Origin of the sequence: Lacisediminihabitans sp. H27-G8 (assembly GCF_046156175.1) — a bacterium.
Classification (GTDB): Bacteria; Actinomycetota; Actinomycetes; order Actinomycetales; family Microbacteriaceae; genus Lacisediminihabitans.
This window is the reverse complement of sequence record NZ_JAYLVL010000001.1, coordinates 399,429-422,927: the sequence shown is the minus strand read 5'-3', so window position 1 is coordinate 422,927 and position 23,499 is coordinate 399,429. Positions and strand designations below refer to the sequence as shown.

Here is a 23,499-nt window from a genome sequence, read left to right as displayed (position 1 = left end):
CTGCGCTGTGCGGACAGCACCATCGCCCTCGATAGTCGCCGGCTGGCGAGAATGGCACTCTCTCGCCGTGCGGGAAAGGGCATCCCTCGCCGGTCATACCGGTCTTGCGCGGGCCCCGGTGCGGCGAATCGATATTCTGGCCTCATGAGCACCCCCGATCTGAGCGCACCCGACTCCGCCCCTATCCGCACCGGCATCATCGGCTATGGGCTCTCCGGCCGGGTCTTCCACGCCCCCTTCATCGCGGCGAATCCGCGTTTCTCGCTCGACGTCGTCGCCACGAGTCATGCCGGACGGCAGACTGTGGCCCGCTCGCAGCATCCGACCATCGAGACCGTCGACACCCCTTCCGAGCTCGTGGCGCGGGGTCTCGACCTGGTGGTGCTCGCCTCGCCGGGTCACGCCCACCTCGAGCAGGGACTCGCGGCTCTGGCCGCCGGATCCGCCGTCGTCGTCGACAAGCCCTTTGCGGCATCCGTCGCCGAGGCCGAGCAGCTCATCGCCGCGGCCGAGGCCGCCGCACGACCGCTGATGGTGTTCCAGAACCGCCGCTGGGACGGCGACTTCCTCACCCTGCAGAAGCTCCTCGCAGAGGGCGCGCTCGGCACAGTGCACCGCTTCGAGTCCACCTTCGAGCGCTGGTCTCCCGGCCTGCGCGACCGCTGGCAGGACACCTCGACCAGCGCGCAGGGCGCGGGGATCACCTTCGACCTCGGAAGCCATCTGATCGACCAGGCTCTGCACCTCTTCGGGCCGGCCACCATCGCGGATGCCGAACTCTCGATCCTGAGAGCGGGTGGCGTGAGCGACGACGAGGCATTCATCTCCCTGCTTCACTCCTCCGGCACACGCTCCCACCTCACCATCAGCCGTTTCGCCGGGCAGAACGGTCCGCGCTTCCGCGTGCTCGGCGATCGATCCGCCTTCACGATCTACGGCCTCGACGGCCAGGAGCCCGCGCTCGGTGCGGGGGGATCCCCGACGGACCCGGGCTTCGGAATCGCGTCGGAGGATAGTTGGGGCACGATCGGAATCACGGGTTCGGAGGACTTCCCTCTCACGAAGGTACCCACCGAGGCTGGTGACTATGCCGCGTTCTACCGGGGGGCAGCCGCAGCCATCCGGGATGGCGCGGTGCCGCCGGTCGACCCGCGGGACGCGCTGGAGACCCTGCGCATCATCGAAGGCGTGCACGGCTTCACCCGCTGACCTCACACGGTCACGAGCCCCCAGTCGTTGCCGTCGAGTTCGTGGAGTACACGGCTGGTCGCCGCGAGACTCGGCACCCGCCTCGCACCTTCGTTGGCGATGAGGTGGATGCTGCGGGCGCTGGCCGGCGTGTGCGAACGGATCACGGCCCCGGGGGGCAGCGCTGCGGCCACCAATGCGAGACGCGGAAGCATCGCCACACCGAGGCCACTGGCCACCATGTTGATCACGGCACTGGCGTTGTCGGTCTCGAAAGCGATAGCCGGGGCGAAGCCGGCGAGTTCGCAGACGGCGAGGAGGTGGCCGCGGCAGCGCGGGCATCCGGCGATCCATCGTTCGTCGGAGAGCCCGGCGAGGTCCACCACCGGCTGGTCGGCCAGCGGATGACCGGAGCTGAGCACCACGACGGTGTCTTCGGTGAAGAGGGTCTCCGCGCCGAGCCCGTTCGCGCTGTCGACGTGGGGGTCTGACCTGTCGCCGGGGTAGCTGAAGGTGATCGCGAGGTCGATGCTGCCTTCCCGCAACATCGCAACGGCCTCGGGAGGCTGGGCCTCCACGTAGTTCACCCGCAGGCCGGGATGCTGCAGGGCCATGGAGGCAAGCAGCCGCGGCACGATGGTGGATGACGCAGTGGGGAAGGCGGCGAGGCGCACCGATCCCGTGCGAAGTCCGGCGAGGTCGGCGAGGTCGCCGGATGCCGCCTCGAGCGCCGAGGCGATCGTGAGGGCGTGACGGGCGAGCACCGTCCCGGCCTCGGTGAGGCGGACCGAGCGCCCGACCCTCGTCACCAACGGGAGGTTGAGACGAGCCTCTGCGCGTTGCACATGCTGGCTCACCGCGGGCTGGCTGTAGCCGAGCAGTCGCGCCGCACCGGTTATCGTGCCGCTGTCGGCGATCGCGCGCACGATCCGGATCGTCTGCAGGTCGAGCTGAGGGTCGAAGACGAGAGTCATAACCCGATGTTATTGGTTCTATCGAAAGTATGCTCTTGTCGCATGAATAGTGCCGCGGCATGCTGGACGCATGACCACTGCGACGCGACCCGCCCTTTCGCCCGAACTCCAGCAGGCTCGGGCGAGCTTCGAGCCATCCAGTGGCTTCCTTGCCGTCGCTTCGATCGGCATCCCGACCCGCGAGACGGTCGCAGCCCAGAAGGCCGACCTTGACCTCTGGGGCGCCGCTCGTCGTGATCCGATGGACTACGACGCCATAGTCGAACGCACGCGTCGTTCATATGCCCGGCTCGTCGGCGTGACGCCGGATCGGGTCGCAACGGGCTCGCAGACCTCGGTCATCACGAGCCTCGTCGCGGCGGCCGTTCCCGACGGGGCCGAGGTACTGAGTGTCGACGGGGATTTCTCTTCGATTGTGTTTCCCCTCATGCAGCAGCCCGGTATCCGGCTGCGCACCGTGTCGCTCGCCGACCTCGCGAACTCCATCAGCGATGACACCTGGCTCGTCGTGTTCTCCCACATCCAGTCGTCCACGGGAGTGGTGGCGGATGTCGCAGCCATCGTCGCTGCGGCGGCCGCCCACGACGCCCACACCTTCTGCGACACGACCCAGTCGGCCGGGGTGCACCCGGTGGATGCATCGCTCTTCGATGCGACCGTGTGCCACAGCTACAAGTGGCTATGTGCCCCGCGCGGAGTCGCATTCCTCACCCTGAGTGACCGCTTCCAGGCCCAGCTGCGACCGCTGCAGGCGGGCTGGTACGCGGGGGACCAGGTCTGGCAGTCCTGCTATGGACCGCACATGGTGCTTGCGACGGACGCGCGAGCGTTCGACGTCTCGCCGGCCTGGCCGGCCTGGGTGGGAGCGGAGCCCGCCATCCGCATGTTCTCCCAGCTCGATATCGCCGAAGTCTGGGCGTACAGCAGCGGCCTCGGCGACCTGCTCTGCGATGGGCTCGGCATTCCGCAGCAGCACCAGGCGATAGTGACCTGGGCGGATCCGGATGCCGCGGACCTGCACAAACTCGTCGCCGCGGGCATCAAGGCCTCGGGGCGTGCCGGTCGCCTTCGCGCAGCCTTCCACCTGTGGAACGACGAGGCGGATGTCGCGGCGGTCGTCGCAGCACTGCGGCCCTGATCGGCCCGACTGGGCGGGTGACCGGCCCTGTCGCGCGCAACGATCGGGGGCGGCGGGCTGATCCGCCGTGTCTCCAGCATCGTTGTGGACAGAGAAGCAGGGCTGCTGGGCGCTCTGCGCCGGTCTCCGCGGAGCGAGGAGAGGGATAGAGACTCTCTCCACGGGCCCCGCGATCGCGCTTCTTGGTTCGTCTTCGGCGACGGACGCTGACACCGGCCGAGTCTTCGTACCCACCGGGGCGATGGAGCACTGCCCGCCGGGGCGATGACGCGATACCCGCGGGGATCGGAGGCGGACATCGCCCCATTCAGCCCGATGCCCTCACGAGTGACCCGAATCCGCCATGTTAGAGTCAGGATGACTGTTACTGGGCGGATGGCGAGGTGATCATGGACGACAGCACGCCCCAGCGCGACGCGGCGCCGGTCTCGCTCGCGGTCTCCACGGTGATCTTCGCGCTCAAGGCCGACAACGAGGGCGAGGCGGCGTCACTGAGGCTGCCTCTCGTCCGCCGCATCCGGGAGCCCTTCGCCGGCCGGTGGGCCTTGCCGGGAGGTCCGATCGATCCGAGCGAGGGCCTGGAAAGAGCCGCCGGGCGTCACCTTCTCGACACGACGGCCCTCAGCCCGACCTACCTGGAGCAGCTCTACGCGTTCGGCGAGATCGAGCGCTCCCCGGGTGACCGCGTCGTCTCCATCGTCTACTGGGCGCTCGTGCGCTCGGAAGAGGCGCAGCTCGCCGCGGTGGGAGAGAACGTGCGCTGGTTTCCGGCGGACGAGCTCCCGCTGCTCGCCTTCGACCACAACGCCATCGTCGACTATGCCCTCTGGCGGCTGCGCACGAAGGTGGAATACAGCCGCATCGCCCATGCCTTCCTCGGCGAGACCTTCACCCTCGCCGAGCTACGGAACGTGCACGAGGCCGTGCTGCGCCGGGCACTCGATCCGGCGAACTTCCGTCGCCAGATGGAGTCCTCTCCGGCCATCATCGCCACCGGCGAACATCTCTCGGGCGGGCGCCATCGACCGCCGAAGCTCTATCGCTACAACGGCGCGGTCGAACTCACCGACCGCGGACCGCTTGCTCGTTCCTAGCCGCATCACGCCTCGACAACCAGGGAGACACCGTGTCATCTGTCGACACCACCATCCAGCTCATCCGCGCCGGAGCGGTCGAGGGGGCCGTCTGCAGCCCGGACCTCGCCGAGGGTCCCTGGGTGTTCGACCGGCAGCCCGAGCCGAGCTACGGACCGGGCTCGTCGATGGGTGATGTCATCCCGGTGGGGAGCCCGCGCCAGGGGCAGCTGCCCGAGGAGTACCGCACTGCATCGCGGGACCAGCTCGCCGATCGCATCCGAGCAGCCAAGGAGACGCTCGGCGACCGGGTCGTCGTGCTCGGACACTTCTACCAACGGGATGAGGTTGTGCAGTTCGCCGATTTCGTGGGCGACTCGTTCCAACTCGCGAACGCCGCCCGCTCCACGCCGGCTGCGGAGGCGATCGTGTTCTGCGGCGTGCACTTCATGGCCGAGACCGCCGACATCCTCGCGGGCCCGCACCAGTCGGTGATCCTGCCGAATCTCGCAGCCGGGTGCTCCATGGCCGACATGGCCGACATCGACTCGGTGGAGGAGTGCTGGGAGCAGCTCACCGAGCTTTACGGCACCGAGCCGGATGCCGAGGGCCGAGTGCCAGTGATCCCGGTCACCTACATGAATTCCTCTGCGGCTCTCAAGGGCTTCTGCGGGGACCACGGCGGCATCGTCTGCACCTCCTCCAACGCGGCGACCGTGCTCGAGTGGGCCTTCGCTCGCGGCCAGCGGGTGCTCTTCTTCCCCGACCAGCACCTGGGACGCAACACCGCGAAGGCGATGGGCGTGCCGCTCGAACTCATGCCGATGTGGAATCCGCGGAAGCCCTTCGGGGGCAACAGCGAGGCGTCGCTTGCGGATGCCCGCGTCATCCTGTGGCACGGATTCTGCTCCGTGCACAAGCGCTTCAGCGTCGCCCAGATCGACAAAGCGCGAGCCGACTTCCCCGGAGTGACCGTGCTCGTGCACCCGGAGTGCCCGATGGAGGTCGTGGACGCCGCGGACGCCGCCGGGTCCACCGACTTCATCGGCAAGGCGATCGCTGCCGCGACCGAGCCAACCACCTTTGCGATCGGCACGGAGATCAACATGGTCAACCGGCTTGCGGCCCAGTATCCGCAGCACACGATCTTCAGCCTCGACCCCGTCGTCTGCCCGTGTTCGACGATGTACCGCATCCACCCCGGCTATCTCGCCTGGGTGCTCGAGGCGCTCGTACGGGGAGAGGTGCTCAACCGGATCACGGTGCCCGAACAGGTCGCCGCGCCCGCCCGCGTCGCCCTCGAGCGCATGCTCGCGGCCCAGCCCGGCGCGCCCGTCGCCTCGGCCGACGTGATCGGGGACTGACGGTGACCAGGCCAGTGGTGATCGTCGTCGGTACCGGGATCGCCGGGCTCGTCGCGGCGTTGCGTGCCGAGCGCACCCACGAGGTCACCCTCCTCACCAAGGCGGAGCTGGGGGAGAGCAATACCCGCTACGCCCAGGGCGGCATCGCTGCGGTGATGTTCCCCGACGACAGCATCACCTCCCACGTCGAGGACACGCTGGCGTCGGGCGCTGGTCTCAATTCGCGCGAGGCGGTCGAGATCCTCTGCGCCGAGGGGCCGGAGCGCATCCGGGACCTGCTGGCGCTCGGTGTCGAGTTCGATCGGGAGCATGGTGTCCTCTCGCGAGGCCGCGAGGCGGCGCATTCCCGCGCGCGCATCCTGCACGCCGGTGGTGATGCCACCGGAGCGGGCATAGAGTGCGCGCTGGTGCGGGCCGTGCGCTCCTCTGGCGTGCGCATCCTCGAATTCACCTTCGTGCGCGACCTGCTGGTCACCGATGGGCGGGTCTGCGGAGTCGAGATGGTCGATGCCGCCGGCTCGGTGTCCCGTCTCGAAGCGGATGCCGTGATCCTGGCGAGCGGGGGAGCAGGCCAGCTCTACTCCCACACCACCAATCCCGCGGTCGCCACCGGTGACGGCGCCGCCGCAGCGTTCCGCGCGGGGGCTCGTCTCGCCGATATGGAGTTCTACCAGTTTCATCCCACCTCGCTCGCCGTGCCCGGCAACTTCCTGGTGTCCGAAGCGGTGCGCGGCGAGGGTGCGCTGCTGCTCGACGCTGCCGGCCGCCGGTTCATGGCGGACTGGCATCCGGATGCCGAACTCGCTCCCCGAGACGTCGTGGCCCGCGGCATCGCCCGCCAGATGGCCGCGCAGGGCGGGACACCGGTGCTGCTCGACGCCACCAGCCTCGGTGGCCCATTTCTCGCCGAGCGCTTCCCGGGCATCGACCGGGTCTGCCGCGCTCACGGGTTCGACTGGTCGCGGCAACCGATCCCGGTCACCCCGGCGGCGCACTATTGGATGGGCGGCATCGAGACCGACCTCTGGGGACGCAGCACGCTGCCCGGTCTCTACGCCGTGGGAGAGGTGGCGAGCACCGGAGTGCATGGGGCCAATCGGCTCGCATCCAACTCGCTGCTGGAGTCGCTCGTCTTCGCTTGGCGGTCCGTGGACTCCCTCGGCCTTCCCTGGCCAGAGGATGATCCGGCTGCTGACACTGTTCTCCACTCGCCGGCCACTTCGCCTGGTGAACCCTTCGAGCGCGCCGAGTTGCAGGCTCTGCTCTGGGCAGACGCCGGACTATTCCGCACGGCAGAGGGGCTGCAGCATGCACGCTCTCGCTTGGGCGGCTGGCGTGCGCCGGCCGGCGACTCCTTCGCAGCCCTCGAAGACCGCAACCTGCTCGATCTCGCCCGCCTCCTCGTCGATGCGGCGCTCGACCGTCGCGAATCGAGGGGAGCCCACTACCGCGACGACTTTCCTCACCCCGATGAACGCTTCGCCCGGCACTCCCGGGTGCGGGCCACCCCGCTCCAGTCGGCACTCGCACCAGCGAAGGACACCAGTCATGCTCTCGTCTAACCAGATCGAACCGGTCGTGCGGATGGCGCTCGCCGAAGACGCGCCCTGGGGCGACATCACGTCGGAATCCCTCATCCCCGAGGGTGCCACCGCCACGGCTCGTCTCGTCGCGCGTGAGCAGGGGGTCTTCAGCGGGGGAGAGGTCTTCAGGGCGGCGATGCGGCTCACCGATGCCCGCATCCGGGTCGACGGGATGCTGGGGGAGGGTGGCGCCTTCGAGACGGGCGCTGTGCTCGCCGAGGTCACGGGATCCGCGCGCGCCGTACTGCAGGCGGAGCGCATCGGTCTCAACTTCGTGCAGCGGATGTCCGGGATCGCCACTCTCACCGCCCGCTATGTCGCAGAGACGTCCGGCACCGCCGCTCGCATCGTCGACACCCGCAAGACCACGCCCGGCCTCCGGGCCTTCGAACGCCATGCGGTGCGCTGTGGTGGCGGATTCAATCACCGATTCTCCCTCTCCGACGCGGTGATGGCCAAGGACAACCACCTCGCCGTGCTCACCGCGGGCGGGCGCGACCTCACAGAGGCACTCCGCGAGGTGCGCAGCCGCCTCGGGCACACCGTGCATCTCGAGGTGGAGGTGGATCGCCTCGACCAGGTCGAGGCGGTGCTCTCCGCCGGAGTCGACACGATCATGCTCGACAATTTCAGCGTCGAGCAGTTGCGCGAGGGAGTCGCCCTCATCGACGGCCGGGCGATCATCGAGGCCAGCGGCTCGGTCACGCTCGACACCGTCGCGGCGATCGCCCGAACCGGGGTGGACATCATCTCGGTCGGGGCTCTGACCCACAGCGTGCGCTCCCTGGATCTCGGTCTCGACATCGCGGTCGACCGGCCGTGATCTACCTCGACTCCGCGGCGACGACCAGCGTTCGCCGGGAGGTCCTCGAGGCGATGTGGCCCCTCCTCACCGCGGAGTACGGCAACCCTTCGAGCCATAACGAGGCCGGGGTATCCGCCGCGGCAGCGCTCGCGGAGGCCCGATCCCGGGTGGCGGCGGTCTTCGGCTGTCGGCCCTCCGAGGTCGTGTTCACCTCGGGTGGCACCGAGGGGGCGAACCTCGCGGTCATCGGAATCGCTCTCGCCAACCCGCGCGGCCGCCACATCGTCACGAGCGCGATCGAGCATCCTGCAGTGCTCGAGAGTTGCGCCTACCTCGAGCGGTTCCACGGCTTCGAGATCACGCGCCTCGCCGTGGACGGTGACGGGCTGGTCGGGCTGCCAGAGTTCAGCGCCGCGCTCCGTGCGGACACCACCCTCGCCAGCGTCATGTACGCCAACAACGAGATCGGCACCGTTCAACCGATCTCCTCCCTTGCGCTGGCCGCTCATGCGGTCGGCGCGGCCGTGCACACCGATGCGGTGCAGGCTCCCGGATCCCTCCCGCTCCACGTGCGCGCGCTCGGGGTGGATGCGCTCAGCATCTCCGGTCACAAGTTCGGCGCGCCGAAGGGGATCGGCGCGGTCTTCCTGGCATCCCGGATCGCCGTCGAACCCCTCGTCCACGGCGGAGGGCAGGAGCGCGGCCGAAGGTCGGGCACCGAGAATGTGGCCGGCGCCGTCGGACTCGCGGTCGCTCTCGAGCTGGCGGAACTGTCGCGCGCGAGGGCCGCCAGTCTCGCTGAGGCGCGGGACGGGCTCATCCGCGACATCCTCGCCGCCGTTCCGAGCGCACGACTCACCGGCTCCGCAGGCTCCCGGCTGGCAGGCAACGCCTCCTTCACCTTCGCCGGGACGAGCGGCGAATCGATAGTCCTGGAACTCGAGCGGCGGGGCATAGTCTGCTCGAGCGGGTCGGCCTGCGCCGCCGGGAGCGATGAGCCCTCCGCCGTGCTTCTCGCCGTGGGGATCAGCCCGGAGGTCGCGCAGACCGCCGTCCGGTTCAGTTTCACCGAAGCGCTCGGAGCCGAGGAACTGGGTCGCGTCGCGCGCGAGGTGACCCTCGCAGTGGCCGCGATCGGCGCTGGCGGCACAAACTAGGATTGGGGCTTGCCCTGCGACCGCGCACCCAGCGCGGCTGACCTTTGGAGTTCTTCGTGGCCAACGCCTCCCCGCTCGATCCCGTCATCAATCTCGCCAAGCGCCGGGGTTTCGTCTTCCAATCGGGAGAGATCTACGGGGGTTCGCGTTCCGCCTGGGACTACGGGCCTCTCGGCACGGCCCTCAAAGAGAACATCAAACGCCAGTGGTGGCAGTTCATGGTGCAGGGCCGGGACGACATCGTGGGGCTCGACTCCGCGGTCATCCTCCCCAAGCGCGTCTGGGAGGTCTCCGGCCACGTCGAGGTCTTCAGCGACCCCCTTGTGGAGTCGCTACACACCCACAAGCGCTACCGCGCGGATCACCTGCTCGAGGCCTACGAGGAGAAGCACGGCCACCCCCCGGTCAATGGCCTCGCGGACATCAAGGATCCCGAGACCGGGCAGCCGGGTTCGTGGACCGAGCCCCAGAACTTCTCCGGCCTTCTCAAGACCTTCCTCGGCCCCGTCGACAACGAGGAGGGGCTGCACTACCTGCGCCCCGAGACCGCCCAGGGCATCTTCACCAACTTCGCCAACGTGCTCGCGACTTCGCGCCTGAAGCCGCCCTTCGGCATAGCGCAGGTGGGCAAGAGCTTCCGCAACGAGATCACGCCCGGCAACTTCATCTTCCGCACGCGCGAGTTCGAGCAGATGGAGATGGAATTCTTCGTCGAGCCCGGCACCGACGACGAGTGGTTCGAATACTGGATCGACGCCTGCGAGGCGTGGTTCGCCGACCTCGGCATCAGCTCCGACAACATCCGCCGCTTCGAGCACCCGCAGGAGAAGCTGTCGCACTACTCGAAGCGCACCGTCGACCTCGAGTATCGGTTCCGGTTCGCGGGCAGCGAATGGGGCGAGCTCATGGGCGTCGCCAACCGCACGGACTTCGACCTCAAGACCCATTCGGAGGGCTCCGGGGTCGACCTGTCGTACTTCGACCAGACCAAGAACGAGCGGTGGATCCCATTCGTCATCGAGCCGGCATTCGGCCTCACTCGGGCGCTCATGGCCTTCCTGGCCGACGCGTACCACGAGGATGAGGCCCCGAACACGAAGGGCGGGGTGGACAAACGCACGGTGTTGCGTCTCGATCGGCGCCTCTCCCCGGTCAAGGTAGCGGTTCTCCCGCTGTCCCGAAATGAGCAGCTGTCGCCGGTCGCGCGGTCGCTTGCGGCCGACCTGCGCAAGTACTGGAACATCGAGTTCGACGACGCCGGTGCCATCGGTCGTCGCTACCGGCGCCAGGATGAAATCGGCACGCCGTTCTGCATCACCATCGACTTCGACACCCTCGAAGACAATGCCGTGACGGTTCGCGAACGGGATTCGATGGCGCAGGAACGCATCTCGCTCGACCGTGTCGTGGCCTACCTCGCGGAGCAGCTGGTCGGCGCGTAGCACCAGTTTTCAAAAATCCGGGTCTTCCATCGGCGCGTCTGATTCGGGAGACGGTCCTGTCTGCCCGTATCTTCGGAATTGGCCGGAGGTCGGGCGTTCGGGACGACCGTCTCTGCCTGTGTTGCCAGCAATGGCTTTGAGCCCCCGGGTATGGGTACCCGGGGGCTCATTTGTGCTCTCGCTGGGGAATACGCGCCAGGCCGGGGCGTTGCACCGAGGGTGAGTGACAGAACCCTTAGCCCCATCAAAGTCGATATCTGGTCGGATGTGCAGTGCCCCTGGTGCTACATCGGCAAGAGAAAGTTCGAGGCGGTAGCCGCCGCCTTCGGAGGCGATGTCGAGGTGGAGTACCACTCGTTCGAGCTCGCTCCCGACACCCCCGTTGACTTCGACGGCAGCCCGGTCGACTATCTCAGCCAGCGCAAAGGGATCCCGGTGCAGCAGGTGACCGAGATGCTCGCCAACGTCACCGGCATCGCGGCCTCTGTCGGGCTGGACTACGACTACGACCACGTGCACCAGACCAACACGGTTAAGGCGCACGAGCTCATCCACTACGCCAAGTCGGTGGACCGGCAGCTGGACATGAAAGAGCGGTTGCTGAAGGCGTACTTCGTCGACGGTCGACACGTGGGTCGCATCGAAGACCTCGCCGACCTCGCGGCCGAAATCGGCCTCGACCGTGCAGAGGTCGTGCGCGTGCTCACGGACGAGACCTATCTTCCCGACGTGAAGGCTGACGTCGCCCAGGCGATCGAGTACGGCATCCAGGGCGTGCCCTTCTTCGTCATCGACGGCAAGTACGGGGTGTCGGGAGCACAGGATGCGACGACCTTCGCTAACGTGCTCGAACAGGTACGAACCGAACGAGAGGCCATCCAGTGACGGATGCCGTGACCAGGCCACTGACGATCCCCCTCACCCTGGTGGGCGATCCGACCGCGGCGGCCTGCGAGGGAGACTCCTGTGCGATTCCCGACCACCACGAGCAGGCAGTGGTGAACCGTCGTCTCGACGAAGACCTGGTGTAACGGGTTCCCGTGGCTTTATCCGCGTGAATTCTGGTCCAAAGCCGCCCTATCGAGGATCTATTGCAGCACAGCAGGATCGACCGAGAACTCTCGGGGGTGCAGCACGTGCGCGGTGAATCGCACCGCCCGTCCCGTGGCGTCGATAGCGGCACAGTCGAAGCTCGACCCGACGATCGTCACCGGCGCTCCGTCCGGACAGGTGACCGTCCACGACACCGCAGTCTGTCGTTGAAGTTCGGCGGATGCCTGCTGCTCGAGCAGGCGCAGCGACGCGGCATCCATCCGGGCTAGGGCCATCGGCGCGAGCGCGACGGAAGTGAGTGCTGCCGCGGCGAAGATCGTCAGCACATAGACGTTGCCGGGAGCGTTCGCTCGGATGCCCTGTTTCTTCAGAGCAACCCGGCGCGCCACGAAATAAGCGATGGGAGGAAGCAGCAGTATCCACCACGCGGAGGCGGCTCTGAGTCCCCGGGCCCGCAGCACCCTTCTGTCCCAGATCGCGAGGCAGGCCACCAGCGCCAAGAGCGCGAAAAAGGTCACCAGGGGCACGACGGGGGAAGCCACGGGGAGCAGCGAGGCTGAGGCTGTCCGCACTCCGACCGCAACTGCGGCAACGCTTGCGATAAGCCACACACCCCAGGTATTGGCGCTCGGGTGAGGTGGCTGAACCGCATATGCCGGCGGTGCCGCCTCGAGGACCTGGGGAGCGATGGGATCGAAGAGGCCTCCGACTCGCTCGGGTGAAGAGACTGCGTCGCCGATGGGCGCAGGTTGCTCAGGCACCGGAGCGAAATGCTCTGTCCAGGAGGCGCCCGACCACCAGCGAAGTGCACCGGACCCCGCGGGATCGGGATACCAGCCTGCCGCCGGCCCGCCTGCCATAGTCTCTGTCTCGGACACGGAACTGCCTTTCGCTGGGAACCTCCCGAGTCTAAAGAGAGGTGAGCGAAGCTCGCGAGCCCCCCATTCGGGTCGCCGTCGACCGCGGTCAACCGTCACAAACTGCTGTTTCGGAGAGCGCAGACGACCGTCAGTGACGGTTGGGCGGAGAAAGTGAGACGCGGGCGGGTGGATCGGCTAGGCGGTGATGTCGGCGACTGTCGCGCCGTAGGTCCTCAGGAGGTCATCGGCCTCCACGAACGCGCTGTAGCCTGCCTCTCCTGCCCCCATGGCGACCCGCCCGCCGACCATCGAGACGTCGGCGAAGACGGGCCACGTGGTGGAACTGCCGAGCGGCGTGATGGTGCCGCGCTCAAATCCGGTCGCCTCGAGCGCCAGCTCGGGGGAGGGCAGAGAGAGTTTGTTGACCCCGACCGCAGCCCGCAGCTTCGGCCAGGAGATCTGCCGATCGCCCGGGATCAGCGCGAACAGATATTCGCGGGGCGCTCCGTCCGGCGTGTGCCGACGCACCACGAGCGACTTGACGATCTGCCGCGCCTCGATTCCCAGCAAGACCGCTGCCTGCTCGAGGGAGTCGGCGGCGGGCCGCTCGACCACCTCGATTTCGAGGCCGCGAGCCGTGGCATCCGCCAGCACTCGTGCTCGTCCGGTGGGGGCAGTCACGTCGGGTTCACCTTTGCCTGAGAGAATTGGGGGATGACCATGACAGCCGCTCCCCACAAGAGCGTAGAGAAGAGCCTACAGATCGGGCCTCTCGCGCTCTCTGTGCCGGTCGTGCTCGCCCCGATGGCCGGCATCACCAACACCGCGTTCCGTCGGCTCTGCCGCGAGTTCGGCGCCGGTCTCTACGTCTCGGAGATGATCACCAGCCGCGCCCTCGTCGAGCGCACCGAGGGCTCCATGCGCCTCATCAAGCACCACGAATCGGAGACGACCCGCAGCATCCAGCTCTACGGTGTCGACCCGAAGACCGTGTCCGAAGCGGTCACCATGCTGGTAGCGGAAGACCGCGCCGACCACATCGACCTGAACTTCGGATGCCCGGTGCCCAAGGTCACCCGCAAGGGCGGGGGAGCCGCTCTGCCATGGAAGCTCGACCTCTTCCAGGAGATCGTCGAGGGCGCGGTGAAGGCCGCCGGGGACCTCCCGCTCACGATCAAGATGCGCAAGGGCATCGACTCCAGCCACCTCACCTACCTCGAAGCGGGCCGCATCGCCGAGGGTGCCGGGGTAGCGAGCATCGCGCTTCATGCCCGCACCGCGTCCGAGTTCTACAGCGGCCATGCCGACTGGTCGGCGATCGCGACGCTCAAGGAGACGATCTCCGGTGTTCCCATTCTCGGCAACGGTGACATCTGGTCGGGCGCGGACGCGATCCGCATGATGGACGAGACCGGATGCGACGGGGTCGTGGTCGGCCGTGGCTGCCTCGGGCGCCCGTGGCTCTTCGGCGAGCTCGCCTCGGCGTTCGCCGGCGAGTCGGAGATTCCCCAGCCTTCGCTCGGCATCGTCGCCGAGACCCTGCGCCGCCACACCGAACTCCTGATGGACTTCTTCGATGGCGACGAGGATCACGCCTGCCGCGACATCCGTAAGCACATCGGCTGGTACTTCAAGGGCTACCCGGTGGGCGGCGACATCCGCTCCTCGCTCGCGACGGTGGAAAGCCTGCAGCAGATGGACGACCTGCTCGGTCGCCTCGACTGGAGCCTCCCGTACCCCGGCGCCGATGCCGAGGGCCCGCGCGGCCGCGCCGGAACCCCGAAGCGCACGTCGCTGCCCAACGGATGGCTCGACAGCCGCGAGCTTGCCGATACCCAGCGCGCAGAGGTCGCCGAAGCAGAGATCCATAACAGCGGTGGTTGAGACCTACTCGGACCACGACACCGCTCGTTGGTATCCGGAGGAGCATTCGAGCCGACGCAGCGACTTCGCCCGGGACCGGGCGCGCCTCCTGCATTCCAGTGCGCTCCGGCGTCTCGCGGCCAAGACCCAGGTGCTGAGCCCGGCAGCCGGCCTCGACTTCGCCAGGAATCGGCTCACTCATTCCCTCGAGGTCGCGCAGGTCGGTCGCGAACTCGCGACGAGCCTCGGGCTGGACCCGGATGTGGTCGACACGGCCTGCCTCGCGCACGACCTCGGTCATCCGCCCTTCGGGCACAACGGCGAGCGTGCCCTCAACACCTGGGCCATCGACATCGGCGGATTCGAGGGCAACGCGCAGACCCTCCGGCTGCTGACCCGCATCGAGCCGAAGGTCTTCGGAGCGGACGGCCGCTCCTACGGTCTCAACCTCACCCGGGCGAGCCTCGACGCGAGCTGCAAGTATCCGTGGCCGGAGAGCTCCTCGGTTGGTGATCCCAGCGGTCGGGCCAAATTCGGCTTCTATTCCGACGACGTCGAGGCATTCCACTGGCTGCGTGACGGAGCCCCGGAGCGTCGTCTCTGCATCGAAGCCCAGGTGATGGACCTCTCCGACGACATCGCCTACTCCGTTCACGACTTCGAGGATGCCGTCGTCAGCGGGTACATCGACGTGAAGGCCCTCGGCGCGAGGGTCAACCACGATGCTCTCGTCGATTCGATGTTCGCGTGGATCGGTGGAGAGCTCGACCACGATGAGCTCATCGAGGCCTTCGATCGACTCGACTCCCTCGACGTCTGGCTCGAGGACTGGGATGGCAGCCGGCAGGCGCAGGGCCGGCTCAAGAACCTCACCAGCCAGCTGATCGGGCGATTCGCGGCCGCCGCAGTCCAGGCGACACGCACCCAGGATGGCGGGAGCCTCATCCGTTTCGGGGCGGACATCATCGTGCCACGGGAGATCCGAGCGGAGATCGCGGTGCTGAAGGGCATCGTCGCAGCCTTCGTCATGTCCAAGAACACCCGGCAGCCCATCTACACGCAACAGCGCGAAGTGCTCACCGAGCTCGCCACGACGCTGCTCGCCCGGGGCGGATCATCCCTCGACCCCGGATTCGCGGCGGACTGGAGGGCAGCCACGACGGATGCCGGCCGCAAGCGAGCGGTCGTCGACCAGGTGGCCTCGCTCACCGACCAGTCCGCGATGGCCTGGCACGAGCGCATCGTCGGCTGATCGCGCGCGTCCGCACCGGCCCGGCGACGGCCAGATCGTGGTCAGCGGCGCTCAGTAGAATCATCAGGTGCCCGGCCTCATTCGACGAAACGATATCGACGAGGTGCGTTCGCGCATCAACATCGCCGATATCGTCGGCGATTACGTCACGCTCAAGGGTGCGGGAGTCGGCTCGCTCAAAGGCTTGTGCCCTTTCCATGACGAGCGAAGCCCCAGCTTCCACGTGCGACCGCAGGTCGGCCGCTACCACTGCTTCGGCTGCGGCGAGGACGGCGACGTCTTCAGTTTCCTGCAGAAGATGGATCACACGAGCTTCACAGAGGCTGTGGAGCGGATGGCCGCGCGGGTGGGCTACGAGCTCCACTACGAAGACGGCGGCCAGGCCAACAGCGACCATGGCAATCGTGCCCGAATCCTCGCCGCAAACCAGTCTGCTGCCGAGTACTTCGTGTCGCAGTTGGTCACTCCGGATGCTGAGCCCGCCCGGGTTTTCCTGGGTAAACGCGGGTTCGACCCCTCCGCTGCCGAGCGCTTCGGCGTCGGCTTCGCACCGAAGACCGGGCTCACCAAACACCTCAAGACGCTCGGCTACACCGAGGCCGAACTCGTCGCCTCCGGTCTCGTCGGGCAGGGTGACCGCGGCACCTACGACCGGTTCCGTGGGCGACTGGTCTGGCCCATCCGTGACGTGACCGGGCAGACGCTCGGTTTCGGTGCCCGCAAGCTGCTGGATGACGACCAGGGTCCCAAGTACCTCAACACTCCCGAGACGGCCGTCTATCACAAGTCCCAGGTGCTCTACGGGCTCGATCTCGCCAAACGCGACATCTCCCGTGGCCGGCAGGTCGTAGTCGTCGAGGGCTATACCGACGTGATGGCCTGTCACCTCGCCGGAGTCACCACCGCCGTCGCCACCTGCGGCACGGCCTTCGGTGTCGACCACATCAAGGTGGTGCGTCGCGTGCTCGGCGACGTGGAGAACTCCGATACGACCGGCACCGGCGAGGTGGTCTTCACCTTCGACCCGGATGAGGCTGGCCAGAAGGCGGCGAGCCGCGCCTTCACCGAGGAACAGCGCTTCGCCGCGCAGACCTTCGTGGCCGTCGCCCCCGACGGTCTCGACCCCTGCGATCTTCGCCTCGAGCGCGGCGACGATGCCGTGCGCAGACTGGTGCAGTCCAAGAAGCCCATGTTCGAGTTCATGATCCGCCGGGTGCTCGCCGGGCACAATCTCGACACGGTGGAGGGCCGGGTGGCGGCGCTCAGGGCATCCGCTCCCGTCGTCGCCGGCATCCGCGACCAGGCGCTCAACGTGGGGTATGTGCGCAACCTTGCCGGCTGGCTCGGCATGGACCCGGACGAGGTGGGACGTGCCGTGAGCGCTGCTCGTGCCCGCACCCCCGAGATCCCCCGCGAGGTGCGCGGTTTCGGCGAGCCGGAAGCGGCGGCCCCGGTGCTCGAGCAGGGACCTTCTCTGGTGAACCTCCCGATCGATCCCTCGACCCGGCTGGAACGTGATGCCCTCATGGCCATCCTGCAGCAGCCGACGCTCATCGGCCGCGGGCTAGTCGAGCGTGCGAGCCAGGTCGCATTCGCGAACCCCTCCCTTGCGGTCGTCCGCGACGGGGTGATGGCGAGCATGGACCTTTTCGACTCCGCCGAATGGCTCGCCAGGGTCATCGACGAGGTGCCGGCACCCTTCGCGATGCTCGTCAAGGAGCTCGGCCTCGCCCCGCTACCGGAACGCGAGGGGCGTGAGCTCACCCTGTACTGCCAGGCCGTCACCACCGACCTGATCGCCCGCGACCTGCTGCGGCGAAAGGCCGAGCTGCTCGGCCAGTCCCAGCGCACGGATGCCGCGGCAGAGCCCGAGAAATACCGCGCGCTGCAGGTGGAACTCGTGCGAATCGAAGCCGAACGCCGCGCGCTCCGCAGCGAATAGCATCACGCTCGTCGGCGGCACGCCGTGTGTTGCAGATGCATAAACATTCGTCGTTTTGGTCGTCTGCGATTGGTCGCGGGGAGTCCCCGAGTGGTACGAAGGACTCATACAGCCTGGACATCCGTCGTTTCGGCGCGGGTTCACCATGGTCTTTTCCAACAGAGAGGCGTAACGGATATGACATCCGCATCCACGTTCCGCAAGCGATCGCTTGCCGTTCTCGGGGGCACCGCAATCGCGGCGCTCACCCTCGCGGGGTGCTCCGCGGGCGGAGGCTCGAATAACACCTCGTCGGGCGCGACGTCGATCACCGTCGGCACCACCGACAAGGTGACCTCGCTGGACCCCGCCGGTTCGTACGACAACGGCTCGTTCGCTGTCATGAACCAGGTGTATCCCTTCCTGCTCAACTCGAAGCCGGGCACTTCAGAGGTCCAGCCCGACATCGCGGAGTCGGCCACGTTCACGTCCCCGACCGAGTACACCGTCGTGCTCAAGAAGGGTCTGACTTTCGCCAACGGCGACAAGCTCACCTCCTCCGACGTCAAGTTCTCCTTCGACCGCCAGCTGAAGATCGCCGATGAGAACGGCCCGTCCACGCTTCTCGCCAACCTGGTGAGCACCGCGGCACCGGATGCGACGACCGTCGTCTTCACGCTCAAGGCAGCCAACGACCAGATCTGGCCCCAGATCCTATCGAGCCCAGCCGCGCCGATCGTGGACGAGCAGGTATTCTCTGCCGACAAGGTCACAAGTGATGACGACATCATCAAGGGCAAGGCCTTCGCCGGGCAGTACACGATCGGTAGCTACAAGTTCAACCAGCTCGTGCAGTTCAAGGCGTTCGCGGACTACAAGGGCATGCTCGGCGCGCCCAAGACTCCGACGGTCAACCTCAAGTACTACACCGACCAGTCGAACATGAAGCTCGACGTGCAGAAGGGCGGCATCGACGTCGCGTCGCGCAGCCTCTCTGCCACCGACATCGCCGACCTCAAGAAGGATTCGGCAGTCAAGGTGACGACCGGCCCCGGCGGCGAGATCCGCTACATCGTCTTCAACTTCGACACCCAGCCCTTCGGTGCAAAGGCCGACGGTGCGGATGCTGCGAAGGCGCTTGCCGTTCGCCAGGCCGTCGCCGACCTCGTCGACCGCCAGGCGATCGCCGACCAGGTCTACAAGGGCACCTACCTGCCGCTGTACTCCTACGTCCCTGCCGGCCTCACCGGTGCCAACACGGCACTCAAGGGCCTGTACGGCGATGGCAACGGGGGCCCGGACGGCGCTAAGGCCAAGTCGACCCTGACCGCTGCTGGCATCACCGCCCCCGTCGCGCTGAACCTCCAGTACAACCCGGACCACTACGGTGCCTCTTCGGGTGACGAGTATGCGCTCGTCAAGAGCCAGCTCGAAAAGGGCGGACTCTTCACGGTGAACCTGCAGTCCACCGAGTGGGTCACCTACTCGAAGGACCGCACGAAGGACGTGTACCCGGAGTACCAGCTCGGCTGGTTCCCCGACTACTCGGACGCCGACAACTACCTGTCGCCCTTCTTCGCCGAGGGCCACTTCCTCGGAAACCACTACAGCAACTCCGAGGTCGATTCGCTGATCAAGGCACAGGCTGTGGAGACCGACAAGGCCAAGCGCACGAAGGACATCGAGACCATCCAGGACAAGGTTGCAGCCGACCTGTCCACGGTGCCGCTGCTGCAGGGCGCCCAGGTCGCGGTCGCCGGCAAGAAGGTGTCGGGAGTCACTCTCGACGCGTCCTTCAAGTTCCGTTTCGGCACGCTCTCGAAGTAACGAGCGGAGGGTACCGCTGTCACGGCAGTGATCAGTACCGGCTAACCTTTTGGTAGCCGTGGCCGGGGGTGGCTCGCGAAAGCGGGTCGCCCCCGGTTCTTCTTGGCGGCACGATGACCCGCAGCGCAGATTGGTGACCATGACGACAACCGTGATTCCGGCAGAGGCAGCGCCGCCGCCTCCGGGCACGAGCCGGGTGGGTTCTCGAAAGAGAGGGGCCGCCGGCGGCAACCAGATCGGCCGCTACATCATCGTGCGGCTGCTGCTGATCATCCCGACCGTTTTCATCCTGGTCACGATGGTCTTCATCCTGATGCGCACGATCGGTGACCCGATCACCGCCGCCCTCGGTGGTCGGCTGAGCGCAGCCCAGCTGCAGGAGCGTATCCACGCGGCTGGCTATGACCGTCCGATCCTCGTGCAATATTTCGAATACCTCGGGCAGATCTTCACCGGCAACTTCGGCACGACGATCAGTGACAACCAGCCGGTCACGAAGGTGTTGCTCACCTACGGCGGGGCGACCCTTGAGCTAGCGTTCTACGCCCTCATCGTGGCTTTCATCGTGGGGATCCCGCTCGGGATGCTCGCCGCCTACTGCCGCGACAAGTGGCCGGATGCGATACTCCGCGTCTTCGCGATCCTCTGCTACGCGACACCGGTGTTCTTCGCCGGACTGCTGCTCAAGCTCGTCTTCTCGGTCTGGCTCGGGGTGCTCCCCGTCTCCGGCCGGGCGTCGACCGGCACGGAACTCGATATCGAGCTGCTTCCGCACCCCACCGGCATCTACCTGATCGACGCGATCCAGACCGGAAACCCGGCCGACCTCGCGGATGTCCTCAGCCACGCCGTCCTGCCGGGAATCGCCCTCGGGCTCCTGACCGCCGGGATCTTCCTCCGGCTGGTGCGCACCAACGTGATCGGCACGCTCTCGGCGGACTACGTCGACGCCGCCCGGTCCCGGGGGGTCAGCGAGTATCGGCTGGTGCGCAAGCACGCCTATAAGCCCGCGCTCATCCCGATCATCACGGTCATCGGTCTCCAGATCGCGCTGCTGCTCGGCGGTGCGGTGCTCACCGAGACCACCTTCGAGTGGAAGGGCCTCGGGTTCCAGCTTGCGCAGTATCTCGCCGCCCGTGACTTCGTCGCTGTGCAGGGGATCGTGGCGCTCCTCGCAGTCGTCGTGGCGGTCACGAACTTCATAGTCGACGTCATCGCCGCTCTCATCGATCCCCGAGTGAGGTACTGATCATGAGTGTGAACACCGCCGAACACCGCGACGCACCGCCCGTGAAGCGTCCCCTCTGGGCGCGCATCCCGATAGTGCACCAGGTGCGCCAGAGCGTCGGTCTCCAGCGCGGCATGCTCGTCGCCGGCCTGACGATCGTCGTGATCTTCCTTCTCACCGCGCTCTTCGCACCGATTCTGGCGCCCTACGGCTTCTCGCAGCTCACCGACGCGAACGGCAACTTCGGCGCCCAGAATCCGCCCTCCTCGACTCATCTCCTCGGAACCACCGTCGGAGGGTACGACGTGCTCTCTCGAGTGATCTGGGGATCGCAGACCGCGCTGTTCGTGATCGTGGTCGCGATCATCCTGTCGATCTTCGCCGGGGTCCTCCTCGGAGTGGTCTCCGGCTACCTCGGAGGCTGGCTCGACCGCGTGCTCGTTGTCGTCTGCGACGCGGTCTACGCATTCCCGACACTGCTGCTCGCGATCGTCATGTCGATCGTCATCACCGGGGGCAAGTCACAACTCATCGGGGGTGTCTTCGCGGCCGCGATTTCGATCACCGTCGTGTTCATCCCGCAGTACTTCAGGGTGATCCGGGCCGAGACGGTGCGCATCAAAGCTGAAGCGTTCGTCGAGTCTGCGAAGGTCCTCGGCGCGTCCTCCGGACGCATCATGTTCCGGCACATCCTGCGAAATGCCACCCGCACCCTTCCGCTCATCTTCACCCTCAACGCCTCCGAGGCGATCCTCACCCTTGCCGGGCTCGGCTTCCTCGGTTTCGGTATCGAACCGACTTCCGCCGCCGAATGGGGCTACGACCTCAACAAGTCGATCTCCGACGTCACCAGCGGAATCTGGTGGACCTCTGTCTTCCCCGGCCTGGCGATCGTGCTCGCCGTTCTCGGCATGACCCTCGTGGGGGAGAGCCTCAACGACCTCGCAGATCCGCGCCTGCGCACTCGGCGCCGGGCCGCAGGCACGTTGCCCGCACTCGGTCCAACCGGAGACAGCGCTCCGGAGGCGAGCACGGATGTCGTCGGCGACCTGGAACTCGACTCCTCAGAACTGGAGGCACGCTCATGAGCAGTCTCGTGCGCGGCCAGCAGGCCGTGGGAATCACCGACCTCTCCGTCACCTTTGCCACGGACGGCGGCGATGTGCGGGCCGTCGACGGGGTGACCCTTTCGGTGAATGCCGGAGAGGTGCTCGCCATCGTCGGCGAGAGCGGCAGTGGCAAGACCGTGACCGCCAAGACGATCCTGGGGCTCCTTCCCGAGACGGCGACGGCATCCGGTGTCGTGCTGCTCGGCAACGACAACGTCGTCACCGTCAGCCACAGCCGCCTGAGGGAGATTCGCGGAACGAGCGCCGCCATGGTGTTCCAGGAGCCGTCGACCGCACTGAACCCCGTCTATACCGTGGGCTGGCAGATCGCCGAGGGCCTGCGAGCACACGGCAAGTACTCTCGCGCCGAGGCGAAGGCCAAGGCCATCGAGATCCTCGGCAAGGTGGGAATCCCCGATCCAGAGGAACGGGTCGATTACTACCCGCACCAGTTCTCGGGCGGGCAGAAGCAGCGTGTGGTGATCGCCATGGCTCTCGTGCTCGATCCAGAGCTGATCGTGGCCGACGAGCCCACCACGGCGCTCGACGTGACGGTGCAGGCGGAGATCCTCGACCTTCTGCGCCGCTGCCGCGACGAATTCGATACCGCGATCGTGCTCATCACCCACAACATGGGCGTCGTCGCCGACCTGGCCGACCGGGTCGCGGTGATGTATCAGGGCAAGGTCGTTGAGGAAGCGGATGCCACGAGCCTGTTCGGCAACCCGCAGCACGAATACACGAAGAGACTGCTTGCGGCCGTTCCCTATCTCGGTTCGGGCACCGTGAAGACCCAGGAGCGGGCGGCAGAGCGAGCCCTCGCCGCGACCGAACCCCCACTCGTTGTCGCGACAGCGCTCGAGATCGAATACCCCGGTCGTTTCGGTCGCTCCGGATTCCGCGCGGTCAACGGAGTGAGCTTCGAGATCGGTGCGCGCGAGGTGCTCGGACTCGTGGGCGAGAGCGGATCGGGCAAGACCACCATCGGTCGCGCCATCGGAGGCCTCACCCGCATCACCGGCGGCTCGCTGACCGTGCTCGGCCAGGAGATGCTCGGGGTGAAGGAACGCAAATTCCGCCCCCTGCGCAGTGACATCGGGTTCGTCTTCCAGGACCCGGCGACCAGTTTCAACCCGCTGCTCACCATCGCCGAGTGCGTCGCCGAGCCCCTCATCGTGCAGGGTCGCGCTCCTGATGCCCGTTCCGCCCGCGCGCGGGTCGATGAGCTGCTCGAAGCGGTGCAGCTTCCCCGCGCTTTCGGCGACCGCTATCCGCACGAGCTGAGTGGTGGCCAGCGCCAGCGCGCCTCCCTCGCCCGCGCCCTCGCGCTTCAGCCGAAGTTGCTCATCGCCGATGAGCCCACCAGCGCTCTCGACGTCTCGGTGCAGGCCCGCGTGCTCGAACTCTTCGCGGAGCTGCAGAGAGAGTTCGGCTTCGCGGCTCTGTTCATCAGTCACGATCTCGCCGTCGTCGACATCCTCGCCGACCGTATCGCGGTTCTGTACCACGGTGAACTCGTGGAGGAAGGCACCGGAGCCGAGGTGCTCGGAGCGCCGAAGCATCCGTACACCAAGCGTCTGCTCGCCTCGTTGCCCGTGCCGAACCCGGCAGAGCAGGCGAAGCGACGCGAAGAACTTCGGATGCTCCGAGCCGCGGACTGAC

At 67.1% G+C, this 23,499-nt stretch carries 20 protein-coding genes and 1 pseudogene; 17 read left to right on the top strand and 4 right to left on the bottom strand.

Features of this window, described 5'->3' with window-relative positions; all coding sequences use genetic code 11:
- Positions 1 to 144: 144 nt before the first annotated feature.
- Complete coding sequence (locus tag VLI63_RS01975) at positions 145 to 1,209, top strand: Gfo/Idh/MocA family oxidoreductase (RefSeq protein ID WP_409155228.1); 1,065 nt, start codon at positions 145 to 147, stop codon at positions 1,207 to 1,209.
- Between the two features lie 2 nt (positions 1,210 to 1,211).
- Here VLI63_RS01975 and VLI63_RS01970 read toward each other — a convergent pair whose 3' ends face one another.
- A complete protein-coding gene (locus VLI63_RS01970) occupies positions 1,212 to 2,162 on the bottom strand; it encodes a LysR substrate-binding domain-containing protein (protein WP_409155227.1) in 951 nt (316 codons plus the stop codon).
- Positions 2,163 to 2,232: 70 nt separating this feature from the next.
- On the opposite strand from VLI63_RS01970, the gene VLI63_RS01965 reads away from it, so the two are divergent.
- The 9 genes from VLI63_RS01965 to VLI63_RS01925 all read left to right on the top strand — a co-directional run bounded on the left by VLI63_RS01965 (position 2,233) and on the right by VLI63_RS01925 (position 11,755).
- Positions 2,233 to 3,300: an aminotransferase class V-fold PLP-dependent enzyme gene (locus VLI63_RS01965; protein ID WP_409155226.1), complete on the top strand. Its 1,068-nt coding sequence runs from the start codon at positions 2,233 to 2,235 to the stop codon at positions 3,298 to 3,300.
- Between the two features lie 389 nt (positions 3,301 to 3,689).
- Positions 3,690 to 4,394 carry an NUDIX hydrolase gene (locus VLI63_RS01960; protein WP_409155225.1) on the top strand — a complete coding sequence of 235 codons (705 nt, stop codon included), beginning with the start codon at positions 3,690 to 3,692 and terminating at the stop codon, positions 4,392 to 4,394.
- A gap of 32 nt (positions 4,395 to 4,426) precedes the next feature.
- On the top strand, positions 4,427 to 5,737 hold the full coding sequence (gene nadA, locus VLI63_RS01955) for a quinolinate synthase NadA (protein ID WP_409155224.1): 1,311 nt from the start codon (positions 4,427 to 4,429) through the stop codon (positions 5,735 to 5,737).
- Positions 5,738 to 5,739: 2 nt separating this feature from the next.
- Positions 5,740 to 7,299 carry an L-aspartate oxidase gene (gene nadB, locus VLI63_RS01950; RefSeq protein WP_409155223.1) on the top strand — a complete coding sequence of 520 codons (1,560 nt, stop codon included), beginning with the start codon at positions 5,740 to 5,742 and terminating at the stop codon, positions 7,297 to 7,299.
- Positions 7,286 to 8,143 (top strand): carboxylating nicotinate-nucleotide diphosphorylase, encoded by an 858-nt coding sequence (gene nadC / locus VLI63_RS01945; protein WP_409155222.1) that lies wholly within the window; start codon positions 7,286 to 7,288, stop codon positions 8,141 to 8,143. The genes nadB and nadC overlap by 14 nt, the downstream gene beginning before the upstream one ends.
- A complete protein-coding gene (locus VLI63_RS01940) occupies positions 8,140 to 9,282 on the top strand; it encodes a cysteine desulfurase family protein (protein WP_409155220.1) in 1,143 nt (380 codons plus the stop codon). The genes nadC and VLI63_RS01940 overlap by 4 nt, the downstream gene beginning before the upstream one ends.
- A 56-nt stretch (positions 9,283 to 9,338) precedes the next feature.
- Complete coding sequence (locus VLI63_RS01935) at positions 9,339 to 10,724, top strand: glycine--tRNA ligase (protein ID WP_354575853.1); 1,386 nt, start codon at positions 9,339 to 9,341, stop codon at positions 10,722 to 10,724.
- Between the two features lie 219 nt (positions 10,725 to 10,943).
- Positions 10,944 to 11,609, top strand: a complete 666-nt coding sequence (locus VLI63_RS01930) for a DsbA family protein (RefSeq protein ID WP_409155218.1) — start codon at positions 10,944 to 10,946, stop codon at positions 11,607 to 11,609.
- 8 nt (positions 11,610 to 11,617) lie between these two features.
- Complete coding sequence (locus VLI63_RS01925) at positions 11,618 to 11,755, top strand: hypothetical protein (RefSeq protein ID WP_290514965.1); 138 nt, start codon at positions 11,618 to 11,620, stop codon at positions 11,753 to 11,755.
- A gap of 57 nt (positions 11,756 to 11,812) precedes the next feature.
- Here VLI63_RS01925 and VLI63_RS01920 read toward each other — a convergent pair whose 3' ends face one another.
- The 3 genes and pseudogenes from VLI63_RS01920 to VLI63_RS01910 form a co-directional block, all read right to left on the bottom strand.
- The gene (locus VLI63_RS01920) at positions 11,813 to 12,319 is read right to left on the bottom strand and encodes a hypothetical protein (protein WP_409155775.1); all 507 of its coding nucleotides are present in this window, start codon (positions 12,317 to 12,319) and stop codon (positions 11,813 to 11,815) included.
- 213 nt (positions 12,320 to 12,532) lie between these two features.
- Positions 12,533 to 12,637: pseudogene (locus VLI63_RS01915) on the bottom strand (DUF2510 domain-containing protein); the annotation flags it as partial.
- A 195-nt stretch (positions 12,638 to 12,832) separates the two neighbouring features.
- Complete coding sequence (locus VLI63_RS01910) at positions 12,833 to 13,318, bottom strand: YbaK/EbsC family protein (RefSeq protein ID WP_354575851.1); 486 nt, start codon at positions 13,316 to 13,318, stop codon at positions 12,833 to 12,835.
- 33 nt (positions 13,319 to 13,351) lie between these two features.
- On the opposite strand from VLI63_RS01910, the gene dusB reads away from it, so the two are divergent.
- The 7 genes from dusB to VLI63_RS01875 all read left to right on the top strand — a co-directional run bounded on the left by dusB (position 13,352) and on the right by VLI63_RS01875 (position 23,498).
- On the top strand, positions 13,352 to 14,521 hold the full coding sequence (gene dusB / locus VLI63_RS01905; protein ID WP_409155216.1) for a tRNA dihydrouridine synthase DusB: 1,170 nt from the start codon (positions 13,352 to 13,354) through the stop codon (positions 14,519 to 14,521).
- Positions 14,514 to 15,752 (top strand): deoxyguanosinetriphosphate triphosphohydrolase, encoded by a 1,239-nt coding sequence (locus tag VLI63_RS01900; RefSeq protein ID WP_354575849.1) that lies wholly within the window; start codon positions 14,514 to 14,516, stop codon positions 15,750 to 15,752. Before dusB ends, VLI63_RS01900 begins: the two co-directional genes overlap by 8 nt.
- Before the next feature lie 67 nt (positions 15,753 to 15,819).
- Positions 15,820 to 17,694, top strand: coding sequence for a DNA primase (dnaG, locus tag VLI63_RS01895; protein ID WP_409155214.1), 1,875 nt, complete (start codon positions 15,820 to 15,822; stop codon positions 17,692 to 17,694).
- Between the two features lie 177 nt (positions 17,695 to 17,871).
- Complete coding sequence (locus tag VLI63_RS01890) at positions 17,872 to 19,500, top strand: ABC transporter substrate-binding protein (RefSeq protein ID WP_409155212.1); 1,629 nt, start codon at positions 17,872 to 17,874, stop codon at positions 19,498 to 19,500.
- A 139-nt stretch (positions 19,501 to 19,639) separates the two neighbouring features.
- Positions 19,640 to 20,749: an ABC transporter permease gene (locus VLI63_RS01885; protein WP_185200802.1), complete on the top strand. Its 1,110-nt coding sequence runs from the start codon at positions 19,640 to 19,642 to the stop codon at positions 20,747 to 20,749.
- A gap of 2 nt (positions 20,750 to 20,751) precedes the next feature.
- Entirely contained in the window at positions 20,752 to 21,816 is a 1,065-nt protein-coding gene (locus VLI63_RS01880) for an ABC transporter permease (protein ID WP_409155211.1), read from the top strand.
- A complete protein-coding gene (locus tag VLI63_RS01875) occupies positions 21,813 to 23,498 on the top strand; it encodes a dipeptide ABC transporter ATP-binding protein (protein WP_409155210.1) in 1,686 nt (561 codons plus the stop codon). Before VLI63_RS01880 ends, VLI63_RS01875 begins: the two co-directional genes overlap by 4 nt.
- Position 23,499 lies beyond the last annotated feature (1 nt).

Coding starts and splice junctions, on each gene's coding strand:
- VLI63_RS01960 (WP_409155225.1), top strand. CDS start 3,690: ATGGACGACAGCACGCCCCAGCGCGACGCGGCGCCGGTCTCGCTCGCG.
- VLI63_RS01965 (WP_409155226.1), top strand. CDS start 2,233: ATGACCACTGCGACGCGACCCGCCCTTTCGCCCGAACTCCAGCAGGCT.
- VLI63_RS01890 (WP_409155212.1), top strand. CDS start 17,872: ATGACATCCGCATCCACGTTCCGCAAGCGATCGCTTGCCGTTCTCGGG.
- dusB (WP_409155216.1), top strand. CDS start 13,352: ATGACCATGACAGCCGCTCCCCACAAGAGCGTAGAGAAGAGCCTACAG.
- VLI63_RS01975 (WP_409155228.1), top strand. CDS start 145: ATGAGCACCCCCGATCTGAGCGCACCCGACTCCGCCCCTATCCGCACC.
- VLI63_RS01875 (WP_409155210.1), top strand. CDS start 21,813: ATGAGCAGTCTCGTGCGCGGCCAGCAGGCCGTGGGAATCACCGACCTC.
- VLI63_RS01885 (WP_185200802.1), top strand. CDS start 19,640: ATGACGACAACCGTGATTCCGGCAGAGGCAGCGCCGCCGCCTCCGGGC.
- VLI63_RS01880 (WP_409155211.1), top strand. CDS start 20,752: ATGAGTGTGAACACCGCCGAACACCGCGACGCACCGCCCGTGAAGCGT.
- nadC (WP_409155222.1), top strand. CDS start 7,286: ATGCTCTCGTCTAACCAGATCGAACCGGTCGTGCGGATGGCGCTCGCC.
- VLI63_RS01970 (WP_409155227.1), bottom strand. CDS start 2,162: ATGACTCTCGTCTTCGACCCTCAGCTCGACCTGCAGACGATCCGGATC.